The 17,590-nt window shown below is 33.6% G+C and carries 18 protein-coding genes, 1 tRNA gene and 2 pseudogenes; 10 read left to right on the top strand and 11 right to left on the bottom strand.

All coding sequences use genetic code 11. From position 1 onward, the window contains the following. Positions 1–120: 120 nt before the first annotated feature. From HMPREF2780_RS10955 to HMPREF2780_RS10945, 3 genes and pseudogenes are all read right to left on the bottom strand, one after another. Entirely contained in the window at positions 121–1,260 is a 1,140-nt protein-coding gene (locus tag HMPREF2780_RS10955; protein ID WP_105026623.1) for a site-specific integrase, read from the bottom strand. Between the two features lies 1 nt (position 1,261). Further along, positions 1,262–1,450, bottom strand: a complete 189-nt coding sequence (locus HMPREF2780_RS10950; protein ID WP_000369785.1) for a DUF3173 domain-containing protein — start codon at positions 1,448–1,450, stop codon at positions 1,262–1,264. 11 nt (positions 1,451–1,461) lie between these two features. Continuing rightward, positions 1,462–2,034: pseudogene (locus tag HMPREF2780_RS10945) on the bottom strand (replication initiation protein); the annotation flags it as partial. 384 nt (positions 2,035–2,418) lie between these two features. Here HMPREF2780_RS10945 and HMPREF2780_RS10935 point away from each other — a divergent pair. The 3 genes from HMPREF2780_RS10935 (at position 2,419) to HMPREF2780_RS10925 (ending at position 3,800) form a co-directional block, all read left to right on the top strand. Then, entirely contained in the window at positions 2,419–2,931 is a 513-nt protein-coding gene (locus tag HMPREF2780_RS10935; RefSeq protein ID WP_002911102.1) for a helix-turn-helix domain-containing protein, read from the top strand. 218 nt (positions 2,932–3,149) lie between these two features. After that, positions 3,150–3,665 (top strand): DUF308 domain-containing protein, encoded by a 516-nt coding sequence (locus HMPREF2780_RS10930; RefSeq protein ID WP_000672740.1) that lies wholly within the window; start codon positions 3,150–3,152, stop codon positions 3,663–3,665. A 62-nt stretch (positions 3,666–3,727) separates the two neighbouring features. Further along, positions 3,728–3,800: transfer RNA gene (locus tag HMPREF2780_RS10925), tRNA-Lys, on the top strand. Positions 3,801–3,940: 140 nt separating this feature from the next. Here the strand turns inward: HMPREF2780_RS10925 and HMPREF2780_RS10920 are convergent. Continuing rightward, a complete protein-coding gene (locus HMPREF2780_RS10920; protein ID WP_172858952.1) occupies positions 3,941–5,029 on the bottom strand; it encodes an AI-2E family transporter in 1,089 nt (362 codons plus the stop codon). Between the two features lie 9 nt (positions 5,030–5,038). Beyond that, on the bottom strand, positions 5,039–6,328 hold the full coding sequence (locus HMPREF2780_RS10915; protein ID WP_096754983.1) for a hypothetical protein: 1,290 nt from the start codon (positions 6,326–6,328) through the stop codon (positions 5,039–5,041). Positions 6,329–7,151: 823 nt separating this feature from the next. On the opposite strand from HMPREF2780_RS10915, the pseudogene HMPREF2780_RS10905 reads away from it, so the two are divergent. Continuing rightward, a pseudogene (locus tag HMPREF2780_RS10905) lies at positions 7,152–8,297 on the top strand (low temperature requirement protein A). A gap of 442 nt (positions 8,298–8,739) precedes the next feature. Here HMPREF2780_RS10905 and HMPREF2780_RS10900 read toward each other — a convergent pair. Further along, on the bottom strand, positions 8,740–10,221 hold the full coding sequence (locus HMPREF2780_RS10900) for an AcpB/EbpR/MafR family transcriptional regulator (protein ID WP_045773460.1): 1,482 nt from the start codon (positions 10,219–10,221) through the stop codon (positions 8,740–8,742). 287 nt (positions 10,222–10,508) lie between these two features. Between HMPREF2780_RS10900 and HMPREF2780_RS10895 the strand changes: the two genes are divergently transcribed. The 5 genes from HMPREF2780_RS10895 (at position 10,509) to HMPREF2780_RS10875 (ending at position 12,462) form a co-directional block, all read left to right on the top strand. Beyond that, entirely contained in the window at positions 10,509–10,748 is a 240-nt protein-coding gene (locus tag HMPREF2780_RS10895) for a GlsB/YeaQ/YmgE family stress response membrane protein (RefSeq protein WP_105026622.1), read from the top strand. A gap of 55 nt (positions 10,749–10,803) precedes the next feature. Continuing rightward, positions 10,804–11,385 carry an alkaline shock response membrane anchor protein AmaP gene (amaP, locus tag HMPREF2780_RS10890; protein ID WP_004192493.1) on the top strand — a complete coding sequence of 194 codons (582 nt, stop codon included), beginning with the start codon at positions 10,804–10,806 and terminating at the stop codon, positions 11,383–11,385. Between the two features lie 11 nt (positions 11,386–11,396). After that, positions 11,397–11,567 (top strand): DUF2273 domain-containing protein, encoded by a 171-nt coding sequence (locus tag HMPREF2780_RS10885; RefSeq protein WP_002899156.1) that lies wholly within the window; start codon positions 11,397–11,399, stop codon positions 11,565–11,567. 17 nt (positions 11,568–11,584) lie between these two features. Then, positions 11,585–12,175, top strand: a complete 591-nt coding sequence (locus tag HMPREF2780_RS10880; RefSeq protein WP_061593950.1) for an Asp23/Gls24 family envelope stress response protein — start codon at positions 11,585–11,587, stop codon at positions 12,173–12,175. A gap of 83 nt (positions 12,176–12,258) precedes the next feature. Beyond that, positions 12,259–12,462 (top strand): CsbD family protein, encoded by a 204-nt coding sequence (locus HMPREF2780_RS10875; protein WP_105026621.1) that lies wholly within the window; start codon positions 12,259–12,261, stop codon positions 12,460–12,462. Positions 12,463–12,725: 263 nt separating this feature from the next. Here HMPREF2780_RS10875 and HMPREF2780_RS10865 read toward each other — a convergent pair whose 3' ends face one another. Beyond that, entirely contained in the window at positions 12,726–13,790 is a 1,065-nt protein-coding gene (locus HMPREF2780_RS10865; RefSeq protein ID WP_185774535.1) for a TIGR00341 family protein, read from the bottom strand. 717 nt (positions 13,791–14,507) lie between these two features. Between HMPREF2780_RS10865 and HMPREF2780_RS10860 the strand changes: the two genes are divergently transcribed. Further along, entirely contained in the window at positions 14,508–16,118 is a 1,611-nt protein-coding gene (locus HMPREF2780_RS10860; RefSeq protein ID WP_105026620.1) for an ATP-binding cassette domain-containing protein, read from the top strand. A 157-nt stretch (positions 16,119–16,275) separates the two neighbouring features. On the opposite strand, the gene HMPREF2780_RS10855 is transcribed toward HMPREF2780_RS10860, so the two are convergent. From HMPREF2780_RS10855 to HMPREF2780_RS10845, 4 genes are all read right to left on the bottom strand, one after another. Continuing rightward, positions 16,276–16,731, bottom strand: a complete 456-nt coding sequence (locus tag HMPREF2780_RS10855) for a DUF4274 domain-containing protein (RefSeq protein ID WP_105026619.1) — start codon at positions 16,729–16,731, stop codon at positions 16,276–16,278. A 17-nt stretch (positions 16,732–16,748) separates the two neighbouring features. Further along, complete coding sequence (locus tag HMPREF2780_RS11865; RefSeq protein WP_048809682.1) at positions 16,749–16,883, bottom strand: hypothetical protein; 135 nt, start codon at positions 16,881–16,883, stop codon at positions 16,749–16,751. A gap of 224 nt (positions 16,884–17,107) precedes the next feature. Next, positions 17,108–17,338: a GlsB/YeaQ/YmgE family stress response membrane protein gene (locus HMPREF2780_RS10850; protein WP_045504405.1), complete on the bottom strand. Its 231-nt coding sequence runs from the start codon at positions 17,336–17,338 to the stop codon at positions 17,108–17,110. 3 nt (positions 17,339–17,341) lie between these two features. Continuing rightward, entirely contained in the window at positions 17,342–17,590 is a 249-nt protein-coding gene (locus tag HMPREF2780_RS10845) for a hypothetical protein (protein WP_048809683.1), read from the bottom strand.

Raw genomic sequence — 17,590 nt, 5'->3', positions numbered from 1 at the left:
CTATGGGTCGCAGGTTCGAGCCCTGCAGGGGGCATCTAAATCAACAGGAAAAAGCCTTGATTTAAAAGGCTTTTTTGCTTGTCTATAACTGATTTGCCCCATCATTTGCCCCACATTTTTTTATGAGCAATCTTTCCAGACATCTCTGATTTGATTAAATTCCTCAAAAATTTTCTCTTCTAAAGTGTGTCCATACACTTCTACTAACATTGAAATATCTCGATGACCTAAAATCTTTGCAATAACTCCAAGGTCAAATCCTTTGTGCCAGAGGTAGCTTCCATAGGTATGACGTGCTCCTTTTGTCGTGATAATTGGATAAATATCTAATTCATTTAAAAGAACACTCAAAGCTTTATTGACACTTGCAATATCTGGTACCAAGTGAATATATCCATAATGCTGAAAAATCATTTTATACCTATTCTTGATTCCTAGCTCTTTATTAGCCTTCTCCTGTTCAATTTTTAGGACTTGTAATATCTTAATACATTCTTCGTCTATCGGTACCATCCGAATAGACGTTTTATTTTTTGGAGGGACAAATTTATGAGAAAGGGTATTAAACCTCCTATATGTTTTTAGCAGCCCTCTGTCAAAGTCAACTTCATTCCAAGTTAACGCTATTAACTCTCCAAACCTCATGCCTGTTTTTAATAGAGAATAGACGATATAAGGAACAATTGAACGTTGGTAATCAAATTTTCTCTTCACTGCTAAAAGTAAATCCAGATAGTCCTTTTCTGTATGTAAATATTTCTCTTCTGTCATCTGTTGTTCTTTGGATGAAAATAACTCGACATGTTGTGTAAAATCATCTATTAGAACTTTGTCAGCAATTGCCATTTGGATGCTCTGATGAATCCCAGTATTCAATCTACCAAGAAAATTTCTACCAACTGTCTGCCCATACTTATTCATAATTCTTTGGTATTCACTCGCACGAATTTGAGTGACTTTTTTATTTCCAAATAATCTTTCAATTGTGTTTTTACGGAGAAGATATTTTTTCTTTGTCTCTTCCGATCTACTACTTGGTAGAATTTTTAGTTCAAGCCATTCTTGATACAGATCTACAAGAGAAATATCTCTAGAAATTCTTTTCCCTAAACGAAGTTCTTGCAGAATCGGTTCAGCTTCTGACTCTGCAAGTTTTTTTGTTTTAAAACCGCTATTGTGAGCAACAGTTTTTCCTTCGCTACGAATTTCATAGGTCCATAAATTACTATCTCCTCGCTTTCGATAACGAACACTTGCCATATTACGCCACCTCTGTTCCTAGAATCTCATTTACAACACTTTTTGGAACAACCATCAAACGTTTGCGATTATAAAATGTATAGCCTCGTGATACAAGTAATTCTCTTGCCTGATGAATGATATCATTCGCTGTATGAGGGCGATAGCCCATTTCAATTAATTCTTTGTTACTAATTAAATTATTGTCCATAGTTATCCTCCTTATTTTTTTTCTAAATTCAGAAACTCACCTACAAGTAGTTGTAATTCTGAATTTAATTTAGGGAGATTCTGTATTAATACTTCTTTTAAATCTTCCGCAAATTGGTTCGTTTCTTCTCTCAATAGTTTGCGGACTCTTGTTTTTTTCTTTTTGATACTGTCTGATTTTAAATTTGGAAAAGCCAATGATAACAGTTCAGGATTGTTGAGAAAGATAATTGTAAATGCTCTTTGATCCACTCGAATATGTTCTAGCTTATAAAATCCGAAATTATCAAGTCGATTCATAATATCTTGGACCATCTCCTCACCAATCGCTTTGGTTCTGAGTTGGAACTCCAGTCTCCACCAAAACGGATTTACAGCCAAATCTAGCTTCTCTTCGCGCTTGTGAGCAATGATTTCTTTATTCTTATCATATAACCTAACTTGTACATTACTACCGCTAGAACCCCAATATTTCGTCTCTAATTCGCCCCCTCTACCATAGAAGACCTTATGGGTAACACCACCTTTAATATGTTGCAAATTAACGATTTCAGGATTGTTGAAAATGTCAAATGCCAAATCAACGTTTGCTCGTTCCGTCGTTCTTTGGGCGTTGCCCTAAGTGTACCTTTTTGCTGGCTGTTAGAATAGCCAGCTTTTGCTTGGCTAGAAATTGTCTGGACGGCAGTCTGCAGGACTTCGCCTGACTTCCCGTCAGGCTCGCCCTTGTCCTTGTCCACACAATTTCTAGCTCTAAGGCTTCGAATAGTCATAAGTCATCGTCTTGTCCTCAACTTCTTCCCCACTCACCAATCCTAAACTTACGAGCTATTTTTTTGTATTATTTATAACTTATTTATAAGTTATAAATATATTTTATAAAAAATATTTTAAATAGTCAACTAAAAACTTGATTTGTAAGTTTATAGGTGATAAAATAAGTTAAAAATAAAAGAATAGGAGTTTTCCATGACCTTTATTATTCAAAATTTTGGACCCAATTTGGCACGCCTACGCATAGAAAAAGGAGTAAGTCAAACTCAACTAGCTGAAGATTTAGGAATTGGTAAACAGTCCATCTCTGATTACGAAAAACAAAAAAGCTATCCTACCTTTGCAAATTTGGATAAGATAGCAGAATATTTTAATGCAACTCCAACCCAACTATTTGGAACTAGTAAAGAGATTGAGTTAGAAAAGAGCGTTCTTGAATCTAATGAATACTCTGATAAAGTAAGTGAAATCTTAAAAGCTGTCAAATACATCGAGCATTTCCTACATACTGATGGACAGTACTTAGAGGATTTACTTTACTTAACAAGAGGCAACCAACTATACACAGAAGATGGAGATGAGTTGTATATTGATCCAACTTCTCAGAAAAGAACACTTCATAACCAATATGAACCTGGTTTTATTGTAGCAAGGGATAAATCTCCACTAGAACTCTTAATTGAAAATAAGGAATTGTTTGATAAATAGAAAAAGCGAGGATAACCTCGCTTCAGATTGAAGTTAAAATCTTTAGAAGACACTTTTATAAGGACTTTGTCTTCAATCTGTGAAAAGGAGTGGAAACTCCTTTTCTTTTCATAAATCAGACTGAAACTTCCAAATTTTCCATTTTGTTTATTGACATTTCCTCTAAAAAGGTGTATAATATTTTTATTATCAAACTATACTATATAGGGGGTATTGAAATGAAATTTTCTAATCGTTTACTGCTATTCCTTGCAGGAGTTGTTTTTGTCCTTTTAGGACTTTTCCTATTTACAAACCCAGTAGCTAATCTTGTTGCTTACAGCTGGTGGATTGCATTTGGTTTACTGGTTTCTTCTATAGCAGCTATTTTAGGCTATTTCTCTGTACCAAAAGAGCTTCGCTCACCAGCTCATCTTTTCCAAGGGATTGTTAATCTTCTCTTAGCTCTTTACCTCGTTGCCTATGGCTTTGTGACGCTGCCAGTTGTCATTCCAACTATTTTAGGAATTTGGTTAATTGTAGAAGCCATTATAGTTTTCTTTAAAGGCAATCGTTTGGGATTGATTTTCCCTATTATTGGCAACCATATCATGTGGATAGCGTTGCTTGCATTTTTACTAGGTCTAGTGATTTTGTTCAATCCAGTAGCTACAAGTGTCTTTGTCGTTTATGTCGTTGCCTTTGCATTTTTAATTGTTGGTTTCACCTATATCCTTGATGCCTTTCGTAAATAATCTAGCTGCCATTTTGGGCATATTAAAATAGCTGGGAAGTTACATTCTCAGCTTTTTCTGTTGCCTCCTTAGCTCAGTTGGTAGAGCAGTAGACTCTTAAGCTATGGGGCGCAGGTTCGAGCCCTGCAGGGGGCACATCTAAATCAACAGAAATAAGCCTTGAAACCAAGGCTTTTTTTAACGTCTAATAGCTTTTTGTAGAAAAGTATTTAAAAATAAAAGAGAAGAGAATCTCTCACTCTCTTCTCAGTATATCTTATTAAATTTAGTTTTTCTTAATCTACCTGATTTTCCTTTGCAACGACAAATTCTTTAACCAGTCGATAGATAACAGCAAATACGGGGGTAAAGAATATCATTCCAAGTAGTCCGAAAAGATTCCCTCCGATACTAGCTGCTGCAAGTGTGAAAAGAGCTGGCAAACCAATAGACTGACCTACAACTTTTGGATAAATAAGGTTTCCTTCAATCAGCTGTATAACTTGATATAGAAGAAGAGAAAGTAAGGCTTGAGTAGGACTCACTGTGAAGATAAAAATCGCTCCCACAACACAAGCAATCATAGGCCCTACATAAGGAATGAACGATAGCACTCCTGCAAATATACCTGTCATTACTCCATAGGGTATCCCAAACAGGCTGTAACCAACCGCTATCATAACTCCTATGATAACTGCTTCAATCAGCTGACTCATCAAAAATTGGTCATAAGTCTCTAGTGCTACTTGTCCAATGTAAGTCAACTTTATCACCACCTTCTCTGGAAGAAAAACTTTTAGAAGTCGACTCGTCATCGCTGCCAAATGTTCCTTACTGGATAAAAATAAAAAGGTGAAGACTATAATCAAAAAGGCATTCATCAAACTTGAAAAAATATTGCCGATATTACTAGTCAGACCTGATAAAAAACCTATCAAAGCTTGGCTAATAGAACTAGATTGTCCCTGTATGCCTGATACGATAGTTGACAACATGTCTTTGGTTACAAATTCCGAGCTGCCTAGCAATTTCCCAAGTTGAGTAAGGACTGTTGAAAGGACTGTTCCCAGCTGACTAATAGTCTGAGCTAGGGTTGGCAGCACCAAAACCAAAAGAGCAATCACGATTAAGATAAGAGCTAGGAAAACAAGTACCATGGCAATCGGACGACGCAACTCTGCCTTTACCTTCAATTTAACTAAGTACTGTTCAATTTTTTTCATAGGAACATTAAGCACAAAAGCAATAACAGCACCATAAATCAAGGTTGATGTTACATCAAAGAGAGAGATTGCTCCTGATATAAAGCTCGATGCATTCAGAATTACAAGAGCAACCAGCCCTATAAAAAGGATTAACGGGGTATATTTTTTAACTAAGTTCATAAATTCTCATTAATAAACATGTTTAGATACGACTATACTATTTGGTTTTTCAAACTCTCGATCAAGGTAGGCTTGGTAAGTTCCTGGAGCGATAAATCCTTTTGGTGAGAGGATATCTGTTCCAGCTTGACCGACTATGGTATCAGCCAAGAGCACACAGTTTGTGGACAAGACAAAGTAGGATTTAAACTTAGATTTGATAAATTTATAAAGTTCCCCATCCGTCTCATGTCTGATTTTATAAGCGTAGGTGTAGTCTTCCTTACCATCTTCCGTTTTAATTTTATCTGCGCTTGGCTCCCAAGGAATCGTTAGTTGTTTTAATTCAGCTAATTTTTCCTGAACCGCTTCTTCCATTTCCGGTGTCAAATCTATTCCGTAACCAAAAAGTGTTTTTTGACTCTCACGTTTACATAGATCAATGTACTTATCGCGGTCACAGAAATATAAGACACCATCTCCTACCATACCAAATAAGGTCTCAGATGACGGATCATAGTTGCCATAAGAAATAACACGGCCCTGATAGCAGATATCCACATGACCAATAGCTGAAAACAGGGAGGTCTCAGCTGTATGAACAAAAATTTCTAGCTCTGCTGTCTTACCAGACTTCACTATTCCAAGATGGATATCTTCTTCCTCATCAGCATTTTCCAGCATAAATTTGTTAATTTTTGCTAAAGTTCTTGCAGGGATGAGAGCGGCTAGGACAATAGGTAAGCTAATTCTAATGCGACGTTTGAGATGGTTTTTCCCAATTTCCCCTTCAAATAAGAAACCGTCACGGATATTGGACAGACCATAAAGGAAAAAATAAGCCCCTAAAACAAAGAGTTGAAAGACAGAATTTCCCGTAGAGGACAAAAGACTAGCTCCACCAAGAAAAACTAGTAGAATACCATCTAGTAAGAGACGAAAACGAGGTCGAATATTATTTTTACGGTAGAGAACATAGGTGACAAGATTAATCGTGGCCCTAAAAATCTGATAAACTCCAATCACAAGAGCCAGAACATAAATCGGTATATCAGTCGCAAGATTGGAGCCAAGCAAATATCCCAGCACTAACAATTTAACCAGTGCAACTCCCAAGGTGTCCGTTGACTGACTTTTTTTGAAAATACGTAATACTAAATCTAAGACCGTTGCTATCCAAGCTAAAAACAGAACCAGTCGAATAACCTTTACTGGCAACCAAGTCCCCGTGACCATCAAGATGAGACCTAGCAGAACAAACAAGAACCCCTGAGCAAGTAATTTCTTACCTGTCAGACCTAAAGATAGAATTTTCGCCATATAAAAACCTTTCAACAATAAAAATTAAACACTCCGATTAAACTGACTAGTAAATAGCCAACACTACAAACAGCCTGTGCCAGCAACATATGGTGACTAGAAATGACTGTAGTAATGTCACCATCTTGTCTTATGCACTTCTAAAATTTGTTATATTGATTAGAAACCAGAGCTTATAAAAACTAGCTAAACTCGAGAGATAGACACAATTGCGACGAAAAAATGTATAACCAATTCAACTTGTTAAGGTAAGAAAGCATTATTTCCAATCTATTAATTATTCATCTATTACCTATTATGACACAATATTCCCTATAGTTCAACTTTTTACTTGTTTTTATATTACACGGACTAAAAAGTTTTCAACAGTTGATTGCATTTGTTTTAATAAGTTTTAACCTTTCTTGGTTAGATAAAAAAAGAATCATACAGTTTAGAATCTGTATGGTTTTTGCCCCACTTTTGTCCCATTTTTAAATCATGACATTGAAAATACCTAAAATCACTTATATTTCAATATTTTTAATTGCTCTCAATATGAAAGTCCTTTCCAAATCCCTGTAGGGGGCATCTACATACAACAGGAAAAGCCTTGTAATAAGGCTTTTTTTCGTATCTGTTCTACTTTTGGTCAACTAATGGATATCAACGGTATAATTTTATGAACACCCTTCTGAACTGCACCCCAAAAGTTAGACAGAAAAAACCTAACTTTTGTGGCGCAGTTCATTCGCGTCACATGAAGTTATTTAAGCATCTCCTTTTTTTTTATTACCATTTTCTGTTATAATAAATTGTACTTCTAAAATAGAAAGGTCTTAAGATGACAACTCTTATTAAACATAAACGTGTAGAATTTTCAGAACTTTTTTATGACTTAGTTTTTGTTTTTGCAATTTCAAAAATAACTACTTTAATTGACCATCTTCATAACGGTATTTTGACTTGGAATTCTTTCCTTGATTTTCTCATTGCTACTTTGGTTCTCATCAATTCCTGGATGATTCAAACCGATTATACCAATCGCTATGGAAAGAACTCTTTATTTAACATAGTAATCATGTTTATCAAAATGGGAATTTTACTCTTTATAGCCAATATGATTGGACCTGATTGGCAACAATATTTTCATTATCTCTGTTGGGCTATTGGTACATTAACCCTTACCTTATTTTTTCAATATTTGGTTGAATTTTTTAGAAAATCAACCGATGATGTTAATCGGGAAAGTATCAAAGGTTTTCTATGGATAACAGGTCTAGGAAGTTTAGGAGTCTATCTAACAGCTCTTCTTCCTATTTACCTTGGAGTCTATATCTTATTTACTAGTATTCTGCTAACATTTATTATGCCAAGTATCTTGCTTAATAAATGTTAGCATTACCAGGTAAATCTCCCCCATTTAATCGAGCGCATCTCCCTTCTTGTCATTATTATGTTTGGAGAGATGATTACGGAGCTAGCTAACTTCTTTACAATCGAGAATTTCTCGATTTATTCGGTTCTTTATTTCATTATTATGATTTCTCTGTTCTTGTTTTATTTTGGTCAATTCGACCATGCTATTGATGAAAAATCTAATCAAAAGGGGCTATTTCTAATTTACAGTCACTATCCTATTTTCATTGGGCTTATGATGATGACTGTATCGATGAGTTTTCTTCTGAATCCTGAAGCTAATCGTCTCTTTGCAACCAGCTTCTCTTATATCGGATTTGGCCTCTTTCAAGCTGCTGTCCTAGTAAATGGTCCCCATAACAAACACTATCTTCGCTATTCGAAAAGTTACTACTGTGTCCAAGCGACACTCTATCTGGCTGCCTTGATTCTCTCTTTAATCTTTGCTTCTAATCCTATAATAGTAGTGAGTATAACAACCATTTTAGCTCTAGCTATAGCCATTCATTTTATTTATTTTTATATGACACAGAATAAAAAATATTCCAAATCTAACTGGGAGTTATTTTAATGAGTTTATAACATTAAAAAGCTTTGGGAACCAAGGCTTTTTTTCATTAATTTGTTTTTCCATTTTATCCTCCGATTTGAACTCGCACTGACATTTATTTATAACAAAACTATATATCTAGAATAGCATAATCATTAGGTATTATAGGTTTTCAAACAAAATACGAGTCATTCGTTTTTGCCCCACTTTTGCCCCATTTTTAAATCCTGACATTGAAAACACCTAAAAGTATTTCCCTAAAATCAGCTATATTTCAACATTTTTGTTTATTTTCAATATGAAAAGTTCTTACAAATCCATGCAGGGGGCATAGAAATAGCAAAAAAGCCTTGTAAACCAAGGCTTTTTTGCTTAAATTTTTAGGATATTCTGAGTCTAATATAGATGAAATTCTTTTCTCATAATAAAAAAACGCTACATAGCGTTTTTTTATTATTCTTAGTTACTCATCTAGTCGAATAAACATCATTGCGTTAAGTAAGGAGATGAGTGCGACCGTATTAATATTATTGGAATAGATCAGTCTCTTGTTCTCAATTGGTGGAATAATAAAATTAGAAATAATAATGTCGAAAGGTGACTCTTTTAAAGAATCAATTGATAGTTCTAATTCACTCCAAACCTCCAGTTCAAAATTGTTGCTGCAATAATAAGAAAGAGTCTCTGCTACTGATTTTGCATGATACTGATCAAAATTACTCATGACTAAAACCTTTAATTTAGGTTGATTTTGTAAAAGATTTAACACTAAGTGTTTGCTATGGGTAATAAAAGTATAGCTCAAGTGATTGACTTTCATTGAATTGTAATCCATATCCAAAGCCTCTAGATAATGTTCAATCCCTTCTTTCACCTCTGAAACAAAGCGAGGGAAAATATTTTGAAAGTTCTTGATTGTATTGCCTTTTTGATCAAATAGGATAAACTCTGTCGATAATTCCTGCCGATGCAGATGTGCCGTATTATGCAGATGCCAGATCAGATTGTCCTTATTGTCTACCTGGAGATTATACTCTCTTGATACCTGATCTACTAGATCTCCCAATAACTGATACGATTTTTTTACATAGCTGTCTGTTTTTGCATGGTTCAGAAATACTTCTTCATCTATGAAAAACATTTTTTGAAAATAGGATACAAACAGTTGACCGATCACTTCTTTATTCAGAGAGATATGATATTCAGAGTCAAAGCTCGCTACAATCTCGTCAATTCCTTCTGCCTGCATGAAAGATTCCAACAATTGGTTGTTAAAAGAATTTTTCTCAACTTCCAAGAAATGACCAAACTTTATTCGGTATAAATTCGTAACAAGGAGCAACTTTAACATTCGTTGAGTTGCGAAATTGACTGGAAAGGCAGTTTCTTTATAGACCAGTGCTAAAAGCTTACACAAAGGTTCTACTGAAAAATCTTCAAAGGGCCATTCAAGGAAATAATATTTCTCTGAAAAATACTGGGCAAAAAAGTAACGGATATCGATCTCATTTCCAGTAATTCGAACTGGATTGAGGCTGATTTCAAAACGATATTGTTTCTTAATAATTTTATTAATGTGACCGATGATACGGTAAAACGAGGATGAACTGATGTAAAACTCTTTGCAAATACTACCAGCATCACATCCTTCATTAAAGAAGGCAAATTCTAAAATTGAAAAGTGAGTTGAATGTTTAAAAAAATGGTGATAAACCATCTCAATATCACTATCATCGGTATTAATGATACGGATACCATTTGTTGAAGAATGAAATATCAAGTCAGGAAAAGCAGACCTGACATGGGACAAGTCATCTTTTACAGAACGTTCTGTACAGTGTAATAATTCTGCTAACTCAGAAATATGAAACCATCGTTTGTTTTCAAATAGCAATTCTAATAATTCTAATTGTCTGTGACTTTTTTTAGACAGTAATTCTCGCATTAAAAATGTTATCTTTCTTTATAATATAGTGTTTATATTGTCATGCAATTATACCATATTGTGTATATTTAAACTAATCCAATAACTCAAAAATATATGAGAAATCATATTGTTTTTCTATCAAAACCCTATGAAATAAACGTTTTATTGTTTTTATGTATCTAAGATACATAAAAGCGATGATAAAAGTAAGCTGAATTATTATGTTTCAAAGTTGGAAAATTATATAATCATATTAATCAAAAGATTTGAATTTTGATTTAGTAAATTTAGAAAGGAGAATCGATATGCTTTGGTCTATTATTGTCGGAGGTGTTATTGGTCTTATTGCTGGATCAATCACTAAAAAAGGTGGCTCTATGGGTGTTGTTGCAAATATTGTTGCAGGTTTAATCGGTTCAACTGTCGGTCAATCACTTTTGGGAACTTGGGGTCCTAGTTTGGCTGGTATGGCCTTGCTTCCTTCTATCATTGGTGCAGTTATTGTAGTAGCTGTTGTATCATTTTTTGTAGGTAAAAAGGCATAAATTGTCTTTTTACTTTCAGAATACAATTTAAAACTTAATGATGTGAGGATTCAATATGTCAAAATCAAGAAAAATACTTTTTCTCATACTATGTATTTTAATCTTGACGATTTTGATTCCTGTTTTGCTAGATTTTCATAAAGTTAGCGGTCTGGGGCTTCAACTATTTACCTGGAAGTTGTTCACTTGGAAGCAAATTCCTTTTGTAGGATACTATCTTTCTAGATATGTCTTTTGGGGCACTGTGGTTTTAGCAAGCTTAATCTTACTACTGATGTTAGTGATAGTTTTTTATCCTAAGAGACGTTTAGAAATTCAGCTAGCTGATGCGGATGGGAAACTGATGCTGAAAAATTCAGCGATTGAAGGATTTGTTCGTAGTCTGGTAACAGATCACGATTTAATTAAAGATCCTACAGTTTCAGTAAATAGCCGTAAAAACAAATGCATGGTGTCCGTTAAAGGGGCAATCGTTCCTTCGGAAAACATTATCAAGAGAAGTCAGTTGATTCAAGAAGAAATTGCGTCTGGATTGACAGAATTCTTCGGAATCAATCATAATGTCAAGCTTAAAATCTCTGTCTCAGACTTCAAGCCAAAAGAAGTGGCTAAAAAAACTACTAGTCGTGTAAAGTAAGGAAGTAAAAAATGGAATGGTTTAAAAAATATCAATATCCAATCTTGTCTGGATTAGCAGGCATTATTCTAGCGTGTTTTATCCTATCCTTTGGCTTCTTTAAGACTCTATTTGTCTTGATTTGCGCTACTCTAGGGGCAGGAATCGGATATTATATTCAAAACAAAAATATATTTAAATAAGAATAAAGGAGTTTAATATGTCAAATAAAGATGTTAAAGATGTTGCAAAAAAAGAAGTTGCTCAAGCAGCTCACGAAGTAAAAGGTGAATTGACTTATGATGATAAGGTCATTCAAAAAATTATTGGCCTTTCTTTAGAGAAAGTTTCAGGTTTGCTGGCTGTTGACGGTGGCTTCTTCTCTAACTTAACAGATAAATTGATTAACACTGATAATGTCACTAACGGTGTTAATGTTGAAGTTGGTAAAGAACAAGTTGCTGTTGACTTGAATGTAGTAGTTGAATATCAAAAGAATGTTCCTGCATTATACGACGAAATCAAGAAAGTTGTTGTGGAAGAAGTTTCTAAGATGACTGACTTAGAAGTTGTTGAAGTCAATGTTAATGTTGTTGATATCAAAACTAAAGAACAGCATGAAGCTGATTCAGTTAGTCTTCAAGACCGAGTAACAGATATTGCAGAATCAACAGGCGAATTCGCTTCAGAGCAATTTGAAAAAGCAAAATCTGGACTCAGCGGAGGCTTCTCAGCTGTTCAAGAAAAAGTTGGTGAAGGGGTAGATGCTGTTAAAGAAGCTACTTCTAAGGAAAAAACTCGCGTTCATTAATACTAGAACTACGAAAAGAGATTTTTATTTTATTTCTTTTCTATAAATAAAATACTTAAAAACTCATAATGGAGGTAAAGATTATGTCTACAGAAGAAAAATTCAACCAAGCTAAAGGTTCTGTTAAAGAAGGACTAGGAAATTTAACTGGTGATAAAAAAACAGAAAAAGAAGGGGCTGCTGAAAAAGTAGTTTCTAAAGTTAAAGAAGTCGCTGAAGATGCCAAAGATGCTGTCGAAGGCGCAATCGAAGGCGTTAAAAATATGATTAATAAAGATGACAAATAAAGCTAAGAGTTAATTTCTCTTGCAAAACATCTTTGTAATTTATAATAGTAAAAAGAGAGTGGGACAGAAATCGGTAATTCGTTAGAATTCGATTTCGTCGTCCCACCTCCGCACAGTTGAGTAGGGCTGTAAAAGCTGATGGAATCAGCGTAGTAGAGCCCACTCAACCACTGCGTCTTGCTCGACAATCCAAAGACAATTGAGAGGCTAGGACTTTTATCCCAGCCTCTTTTTCATTTCTCTTGCAACAAACGGTGATTTGATTACTTATTTTTAGTCTCCGTTTCACTCTTTTCCTTATCAATCTTTTGAAGATCCTGATCATTCTTATATTGAATAATAAATTCTACTACTTCTTTTTCAGTCAATCGATCATTGGATAATTGTGAAATTTGAATTGAAATATTTTGCAAACCATAGTCATTTTGCTTACTAATGAGGTTTTTTAATTCCTCGTCAGAAAGATGTTTTCCTGAAATAGTTAACTTTAGTGTATTATTTTCTTTGATAAAGTTCTTTTTTAGTACTGTCTGCTCTTTAAACTGATCAGATAAGTATTTATTTATAGATTCATTAATTAGTGTTTCTCTAACTAATGTAGCTGCTGAAACCAAACTGGGAATAATAAGAATAAGCGAAACTAGAATTAATATTTTTCTCATTTTATAAGCTTCTTGATTATGTTTAATGTAATGATTTTTTACCATAGTTAAGCTTGTTCCAATATAGGTAGCAATCATGATAAAGCTACAATTAATGAAAAATAAATAAGATGCACCTAGCATGAACTTAAAATTTCCTGTTGCTATAGAATAACCAACAGTGCACACAGGAGGCATAAGAGCCGTTGCAATAGCCACTCCAGGTACAATATTATTTGCTTCTTTTTTTCGTGCCCCTATAACTCCAGCCAACCCTCCAACAAAAGCTATAACAACATCCCAAATTGTTGGAGAAGTTCTAGCAATAATTTCTGTACTTGCATAAGAAATAGGAGAAATTAGAAAATAAACTGTCGATGCTATAAGACTCAACGAAACTTGAATAAACAAAATTTTAAACGACTTTCTGAGCAGATTCATATCCAATATCGCTAGCGAAAAACCAATCCCAAGAATGGGTGTCATTAGCGGAGAAATTAACATTGCACCAATGATAACTGGAGTAGAATCCATGTTTAAGCCAATAGATGCAATCAACATTGCGCATAACAAAATAGCTAAATCACTTCTTGTTAAATCTAGATCATCATAGACCTTATTTCTAAATTCTGTTAAAGAATAAAGCTTGTCATCCTGTAAAATTTTTCTCAAAACAGCATTCCTCATATTAATGTTTTCCAAAGTATAAATCCACTCTAATTAATGAATGAAATTTGCAATATTGACAAAAAATATAGAAAGTGGTTTATACTAGTAAATATTTTAACATACAATTTGATAAATTTATTATTAACTTATTGCCCATACCATCCTAAATTTTAACTTTTTCCAATCTCCAATTATAGAAGCTCAACGATTATAATGTAGCACAAACGATACGCACTAAAATTTTTCAAACTTTAAGGAACCAATCTATTAGTAAACAATTGTTTAAAATCTATCTAGAATAAGAAAGACGCAACCACCTAAAACACGCTGATAAAAATAAACATTCTATTCATGCCTCACTTTCGCCTCATTTTGAAATAATCAGATTTAAAATCACTTAAAGTATCTTCTGAAAATCACTTACATTTCAATATTTTTGATTATTTTCAAGATGAAAAAGCCTCCCAAATTCATGTAGGGGGCATAGAAATATAGAAGAAAAAGCCTTGATTTTCAAGGCTTTTTTCTTCATCAAATTTATTAAGAATTCCCTCTTGTCTAGTACATTATGATATAATACTTTTTAAAAAAACTCACTAATAGTGAATAGTGTAAACATCATATATAAGGAGAACCAGACGAAAATAGAAATTTTATTATCTTATATTGCGCTTAAACATCAAAGAAAAATAATTGGTGAAGAAATATTTGGAATTTTTAAGTAAGGATAGAAATATGACATTAAAAACTTATTTATTCAGGTGTAAACGAAGCAATTCTATATGGTTGTTTTGGATTTTTATTAATTCATTATGTGTTTACTTAAATGGTATATTGAGTGCTAAGGCGATTTCTACAATTGTAAATTTTGATTTACAGTCCTTTTTGTATTTGAGTGGAGCCATTTTAGCTGTAAATTTATTATGGGTATTGCAAATTTATCAAAACTCAAAAGCAAGTGAGAAAGCTATACAAGAAATGTGTACTGAAATACGTAAGGATATTGTAAAAAGAATTGAAAGGAATGGTGGAGTACACTTTGCTTCCAAAAGTATTAGCGCCTATACCTCATGGTTGACAAATGATATTAATACAATTCGAGATCTTGGTTTTGAAACACTAGAATTAATGATTAGTCAAGCATTAAATATCATTTTTGCAGTTATTGCCTTTTTTAGCTTTCATTATTCATTGTTGTTTACAATCTTTATATTTTTTATTCTAATGGTAAATCTTCCTAAAATATTTACAAAGAAAATGGAAAAGAAAGCTGTTTATTTTACCGAAAAGAATGAAGAATTGGTTAAAGCAATTGATGATTCTTTAAGTGGATTTCGGATGTTATCCAACGCTAATCAACTTCATTTCTTGTTAGTCAAGATTCTATCTTATTCAAAAAAATATTCAAGATCTAGGGTCTCATACTCAAAAACTTTTGGTGGACTTATGTCAGTTCAAAATGGAACCAGTTTTGTAAGCCAAATTGCTATGTTGACTCACGCAGGTATCTTATACTTTAACCGATTAATTCCAATAGGTGCTGTCTCATCATCTCAATATTTTTCTTCGATTATTTTTGCGGGACTAACAGGTTTAACAGCCAATTACGCTGAATTCAAAACTGTAAACAAAATATTTGAAAAGTTTGAATTGACTGATGATCACAGTATAAATGAGACACAGATTAAGAAGCAATCTTGGAAGAAATTTATAGATAAACTAGAAATTCAAGCGGTAACTATTGAACGTGAAGGGAAGCTTATCTTAGATAATTTGAATTTCAAAATTGAAAAAAATAAGAAGTACGCAATTTCAGGAACATCAGGTTCAGGGAAATCAACCATATTAAAAGCCATTAATGGTGAAGTTCTACTTTCGAAAGGAGAAATATTCTATGATAACGTCGATTCCAAAAATATCGATTTAGTAGATCTTCACAAACAAATTTCTTATGTCAGTTTAGATGATCATATTTTTAACGAATCTATTTTATTCAATTTAACCTTGGGACGACAATTAGAGGATACAAAAATTGAAAAAGCATTGGATTTATTTTATCTAAGAGACTGGGTTAGTGGATTGCGTCATGGACTGGATACGACTTTATCAGAAATTAGCCAAGATATTTCTAGTGGGCAAAAACAAAGGATTAGTTTAGCTCGAGCCTACCTTGAGGAAAAACCAATTTTGATTATTGATGAAGCAACTGATGCAATTGATAAAGAAAGACGTTATCAAATTGAGAAGTATCTATTCTCAATGCCGGATAAGACTGTTATTTTTGTAAGCCATCATTTAGATGAAAATATAAAATCTCTTTTTGACAAGATTATATATTTAGATTAATTTAAAACTAAGAATAAAATAAATTGCATACCAAAAGTTAGGTTTAAGTGTCTAACTTTTGGGGTGCAGTTCAATGCTAGGTTATTTTGAATATGAACAAATAAAACAATCAAATCTTGAAGCTTGTTTAGATCTCTGATGGGACCCACCAACTAGTTTAAAGTGAAATATGTAAATCTTTTCCTGAAACACCATCTAAAATAAAGGAACTAAGGTTAGGATTCAGCTTATTCAATTTAAATTTTTGAATTTTTGTTATTTCGGGATGAAAAGATACACTTCCATTCGGATATTGCTCTTTCAAAATTTTATCATAAACTTCCTTTATAAAGTATTCCCAGGATTTCGATAAACGATTTGCAAAAACATCCTCTCCTTCAAATAAATATCGTAGACCATCTGCTCGATAAAAAGCTAATAAGGCAACGGGAAGAGTACAATTAGGATGATTAATAATCGCCTCTGGCACTTCAAAACCATTATCCCAGTTATAATTATCAAGCAAGACAAAGAGTTCATCTTCAGTCATAATAGACTTAACTTTTTTCACAGCTTCAGTATTGCTTTCAGAACGTAAAATATCATATAGTTTCTTTAATTGCTTAGCGTCCATTTTTTATACCTCTAACTTTACGAAGCGGGAAAAATTTCTTCATCTTGTGCATTCAAAATAGTTGATTCATCGGTTATAAACTCCATTTTCTTTTCAGACGATAGCGCGTATTTATTTAAAAATGCAACCTTTTCATTCATCTGTTGTTCCATTTTATCCTCCGGTTTGATTTTCTATTCATGTTTCACTGTAGTTCTAGTATACCACAAACCTTATATGCAAAAGCTTGTTCGACTATAGGTCCCTTTACCTACTATCCCCAATTCTTCTCTGCTTTTTTTGAAGCATTGTTAAGGTTCTCATAAAGTAATCTACTACATTCCAAATTTACTAAAAAATCCCTTGAAATAATTTCAAGGGATTTTTGAATTAAAGTTTAACTGTCTCGACTCCAAAAAATTGCTAATAAAATCACTGCACCTAAGATAGAGGGTACTACAGCTGTGTCATGGAGAAGAGGACCCCAGGTCCCGAAAAGACTTTGGCCTATCCAGGCTCCAAGCAAGCCTAGTATCATCTTGCCGATGCATCCCATCCGCTCGCCTCTATTGGTAATTGCGGCAGCTATCAGACCAATGATAAAACCAACTAACATACTTCCAAGCATGACTTAACCCTCCTTTTTAAATCGTTGAACCAACCAAAGGATGGCCAAGGAAATTACTGAGCCAACAAAGGAAGCAAAAATTTTAAAGATAGGGAAAAAGACAACCAAGCCAAGCAGGGCACCGATTAAGCTGACCAACAATTTTAATTTCCATTGTTTGGGCTTCTCAAACGGCGTCAATATGACTGCCACAGCTGTCGTCAGTAAACAAGCTGGCAAAGTGAAAATCAATACAAAAATTAGTCCTGTCAT

This window comes from Streptococcus sp. HMSC062B01, assembly GCF_001811085.1.
In the GTDB taxonomy this organism is placed as follows: domain Bacteria; phylum Bacillota; class Bacilli; order Lactobacillales; family Streptococcaceae; genus Streptococcus; species Streptococcus gordonii.
The sequence above is the reverse complement of the archived record's forward strand: the minus strand, read 5'-3'. Positions and strand labels throughout refer to the sequence as shown.

What these genes read in the sequence shown, in the direction of transcription:
- HMPREF2780_RS10950 (WP_000369785.1), bottom strand. Translation starts at nt 1,450, where the DNA reads ATGGACAATAATTTAATTAGTAACAAAGAATTAATTGAAATGGGCTAT.
- HMPREF2780_RS10880 (WP_061593950.1), top strand. Translation starts at nt 11,585, where the DNA reads ATGTCAAATAAAGATGTTAAAGATGTTGCAAAAAAAGAAGTTGCTCAA.
- HMPREF2780_RS10935 (WP_002911102.1), top strand. Translation starts at nt 2,419, where the DNA reads ATGACCTTTATTATTCAAAATTTTGGACCCAATTTGGCACGCCTACGC.
- HMPREF2780_RS10920 (WP_172858952.1), bottom strand. Translation starts at nt 5,029, where the DNA reads ATGAACTTAGTTAAAAAATATACCCCGTTAATCCTTTTTATAGGGCTG.
- HMPREF2780_RS10850 (WP_045504405.1), bottom strand. Translation starts at nt 17,338, where the DNA reads ATGCTTGGAAGTATGTTAGTTGGTTTTATCATTGGTCTGATAGCTGCC.
- HMPREF2780_RS10885 (WP_002899156.1), top strand. Translation starts at nt 11,397, where the DNA reads ATGGAATGGTTTAAAAAATATCAATATCCAATCTTGTCTGGATTAGCA.
- HMPREF2780_RS10930 (WP_000672740.1), top strand. Translation starts at nt 3,150, where the DNA reads ATGAAATTTTCTAATCGTTTACTGCTATTCCTTGCAGGAGTTGTTTTT.
- HMPREF2780_RS10915 (WP_096754983.1), bottom strand. Translation starts at nt 6,328, where the DNA reads ATGGCGAAAATTCTATCTTTAGGTCTGACAGGTAAGAAATTACTTGCT.
- HMPREF2780_RS10900 (WP_045773460.1), bottom strand. Translation starts at nt 10,221, where the DNA reads ATGCGAGAATTACTGTCTAAAAAAAGTCACAGACAATTAGAATTATTA.
- HMPREF2780_RS11865 (WP_048809682.1), bottom strand. Translation starts at nt 16,883, where the DNA reads ATGGAACAACAGATGAATGAAAAGGTTGCATTTTTAAATAAATACGCG.
- HMPREF2780_RS10955 (WP_105026623.1), bottom strand. Translation starts at nt 1,260, where the DNA reads ATGGCAAGTGTTCGTTATCGAAAGCGAGGAGATAGTAATTTATGGACC.
- amaP (WP_004192493.1), top strand. Translation starts at nt 10,804, where the DNA reads ATGTCAAAATCAAGAAAAATACTTTTTCTCATACTATGTATTTTAATC.
- HMPREF2780_RS10895 (WP_105026622.1), top strand. Translation starts at nt 10,509, where the DNA reads ATGCTTTGGTCTATTATTGTCGGAGGTGTTATTGGTCTTATTGCTGGA.
- HMPREF2780_RS10845 (WP_048809683.1), bottom strand. Translation starts at nt 17,590, where the DNA reads ATGACAGGACTAATTTTTGTATTGATTTTCACTTTGCCAGCTTGTTTA.
- HMPREF2780_RS10860 (WP_105026620.1), top strand. Translation starts at nt 14,508, where the DNA reads ATGACATTAAAAACTTATTTATTCAGGTGTAAACGAAGCAATTCTATA.
- HMPREF2780_RS10865 (WP_185774535.1), bottom strand. Translation starts at nt 13,790, where the DNA reads ATGAGGAATGCTGTTTTGAGAAAAATTTTACAGGATGACAAGCTTTAT.
- HMPREF2780_RS10855 (WP_105026619.1), bottom strand. Translation starts at nt 16,731, where the DNA reads ATGGACGCTAAGCAATTAAAGAAACTATATGATATTTTACGTTCTGAA.
- HMPREF2780_RS10875 (WP_105026621.1), top strand. Translation starts at nt 12,259, where the DNA reads ATGTCTACAGAAGAAAAATTCAACCAAGCTAAAGGTTCTGTTAAAGAA.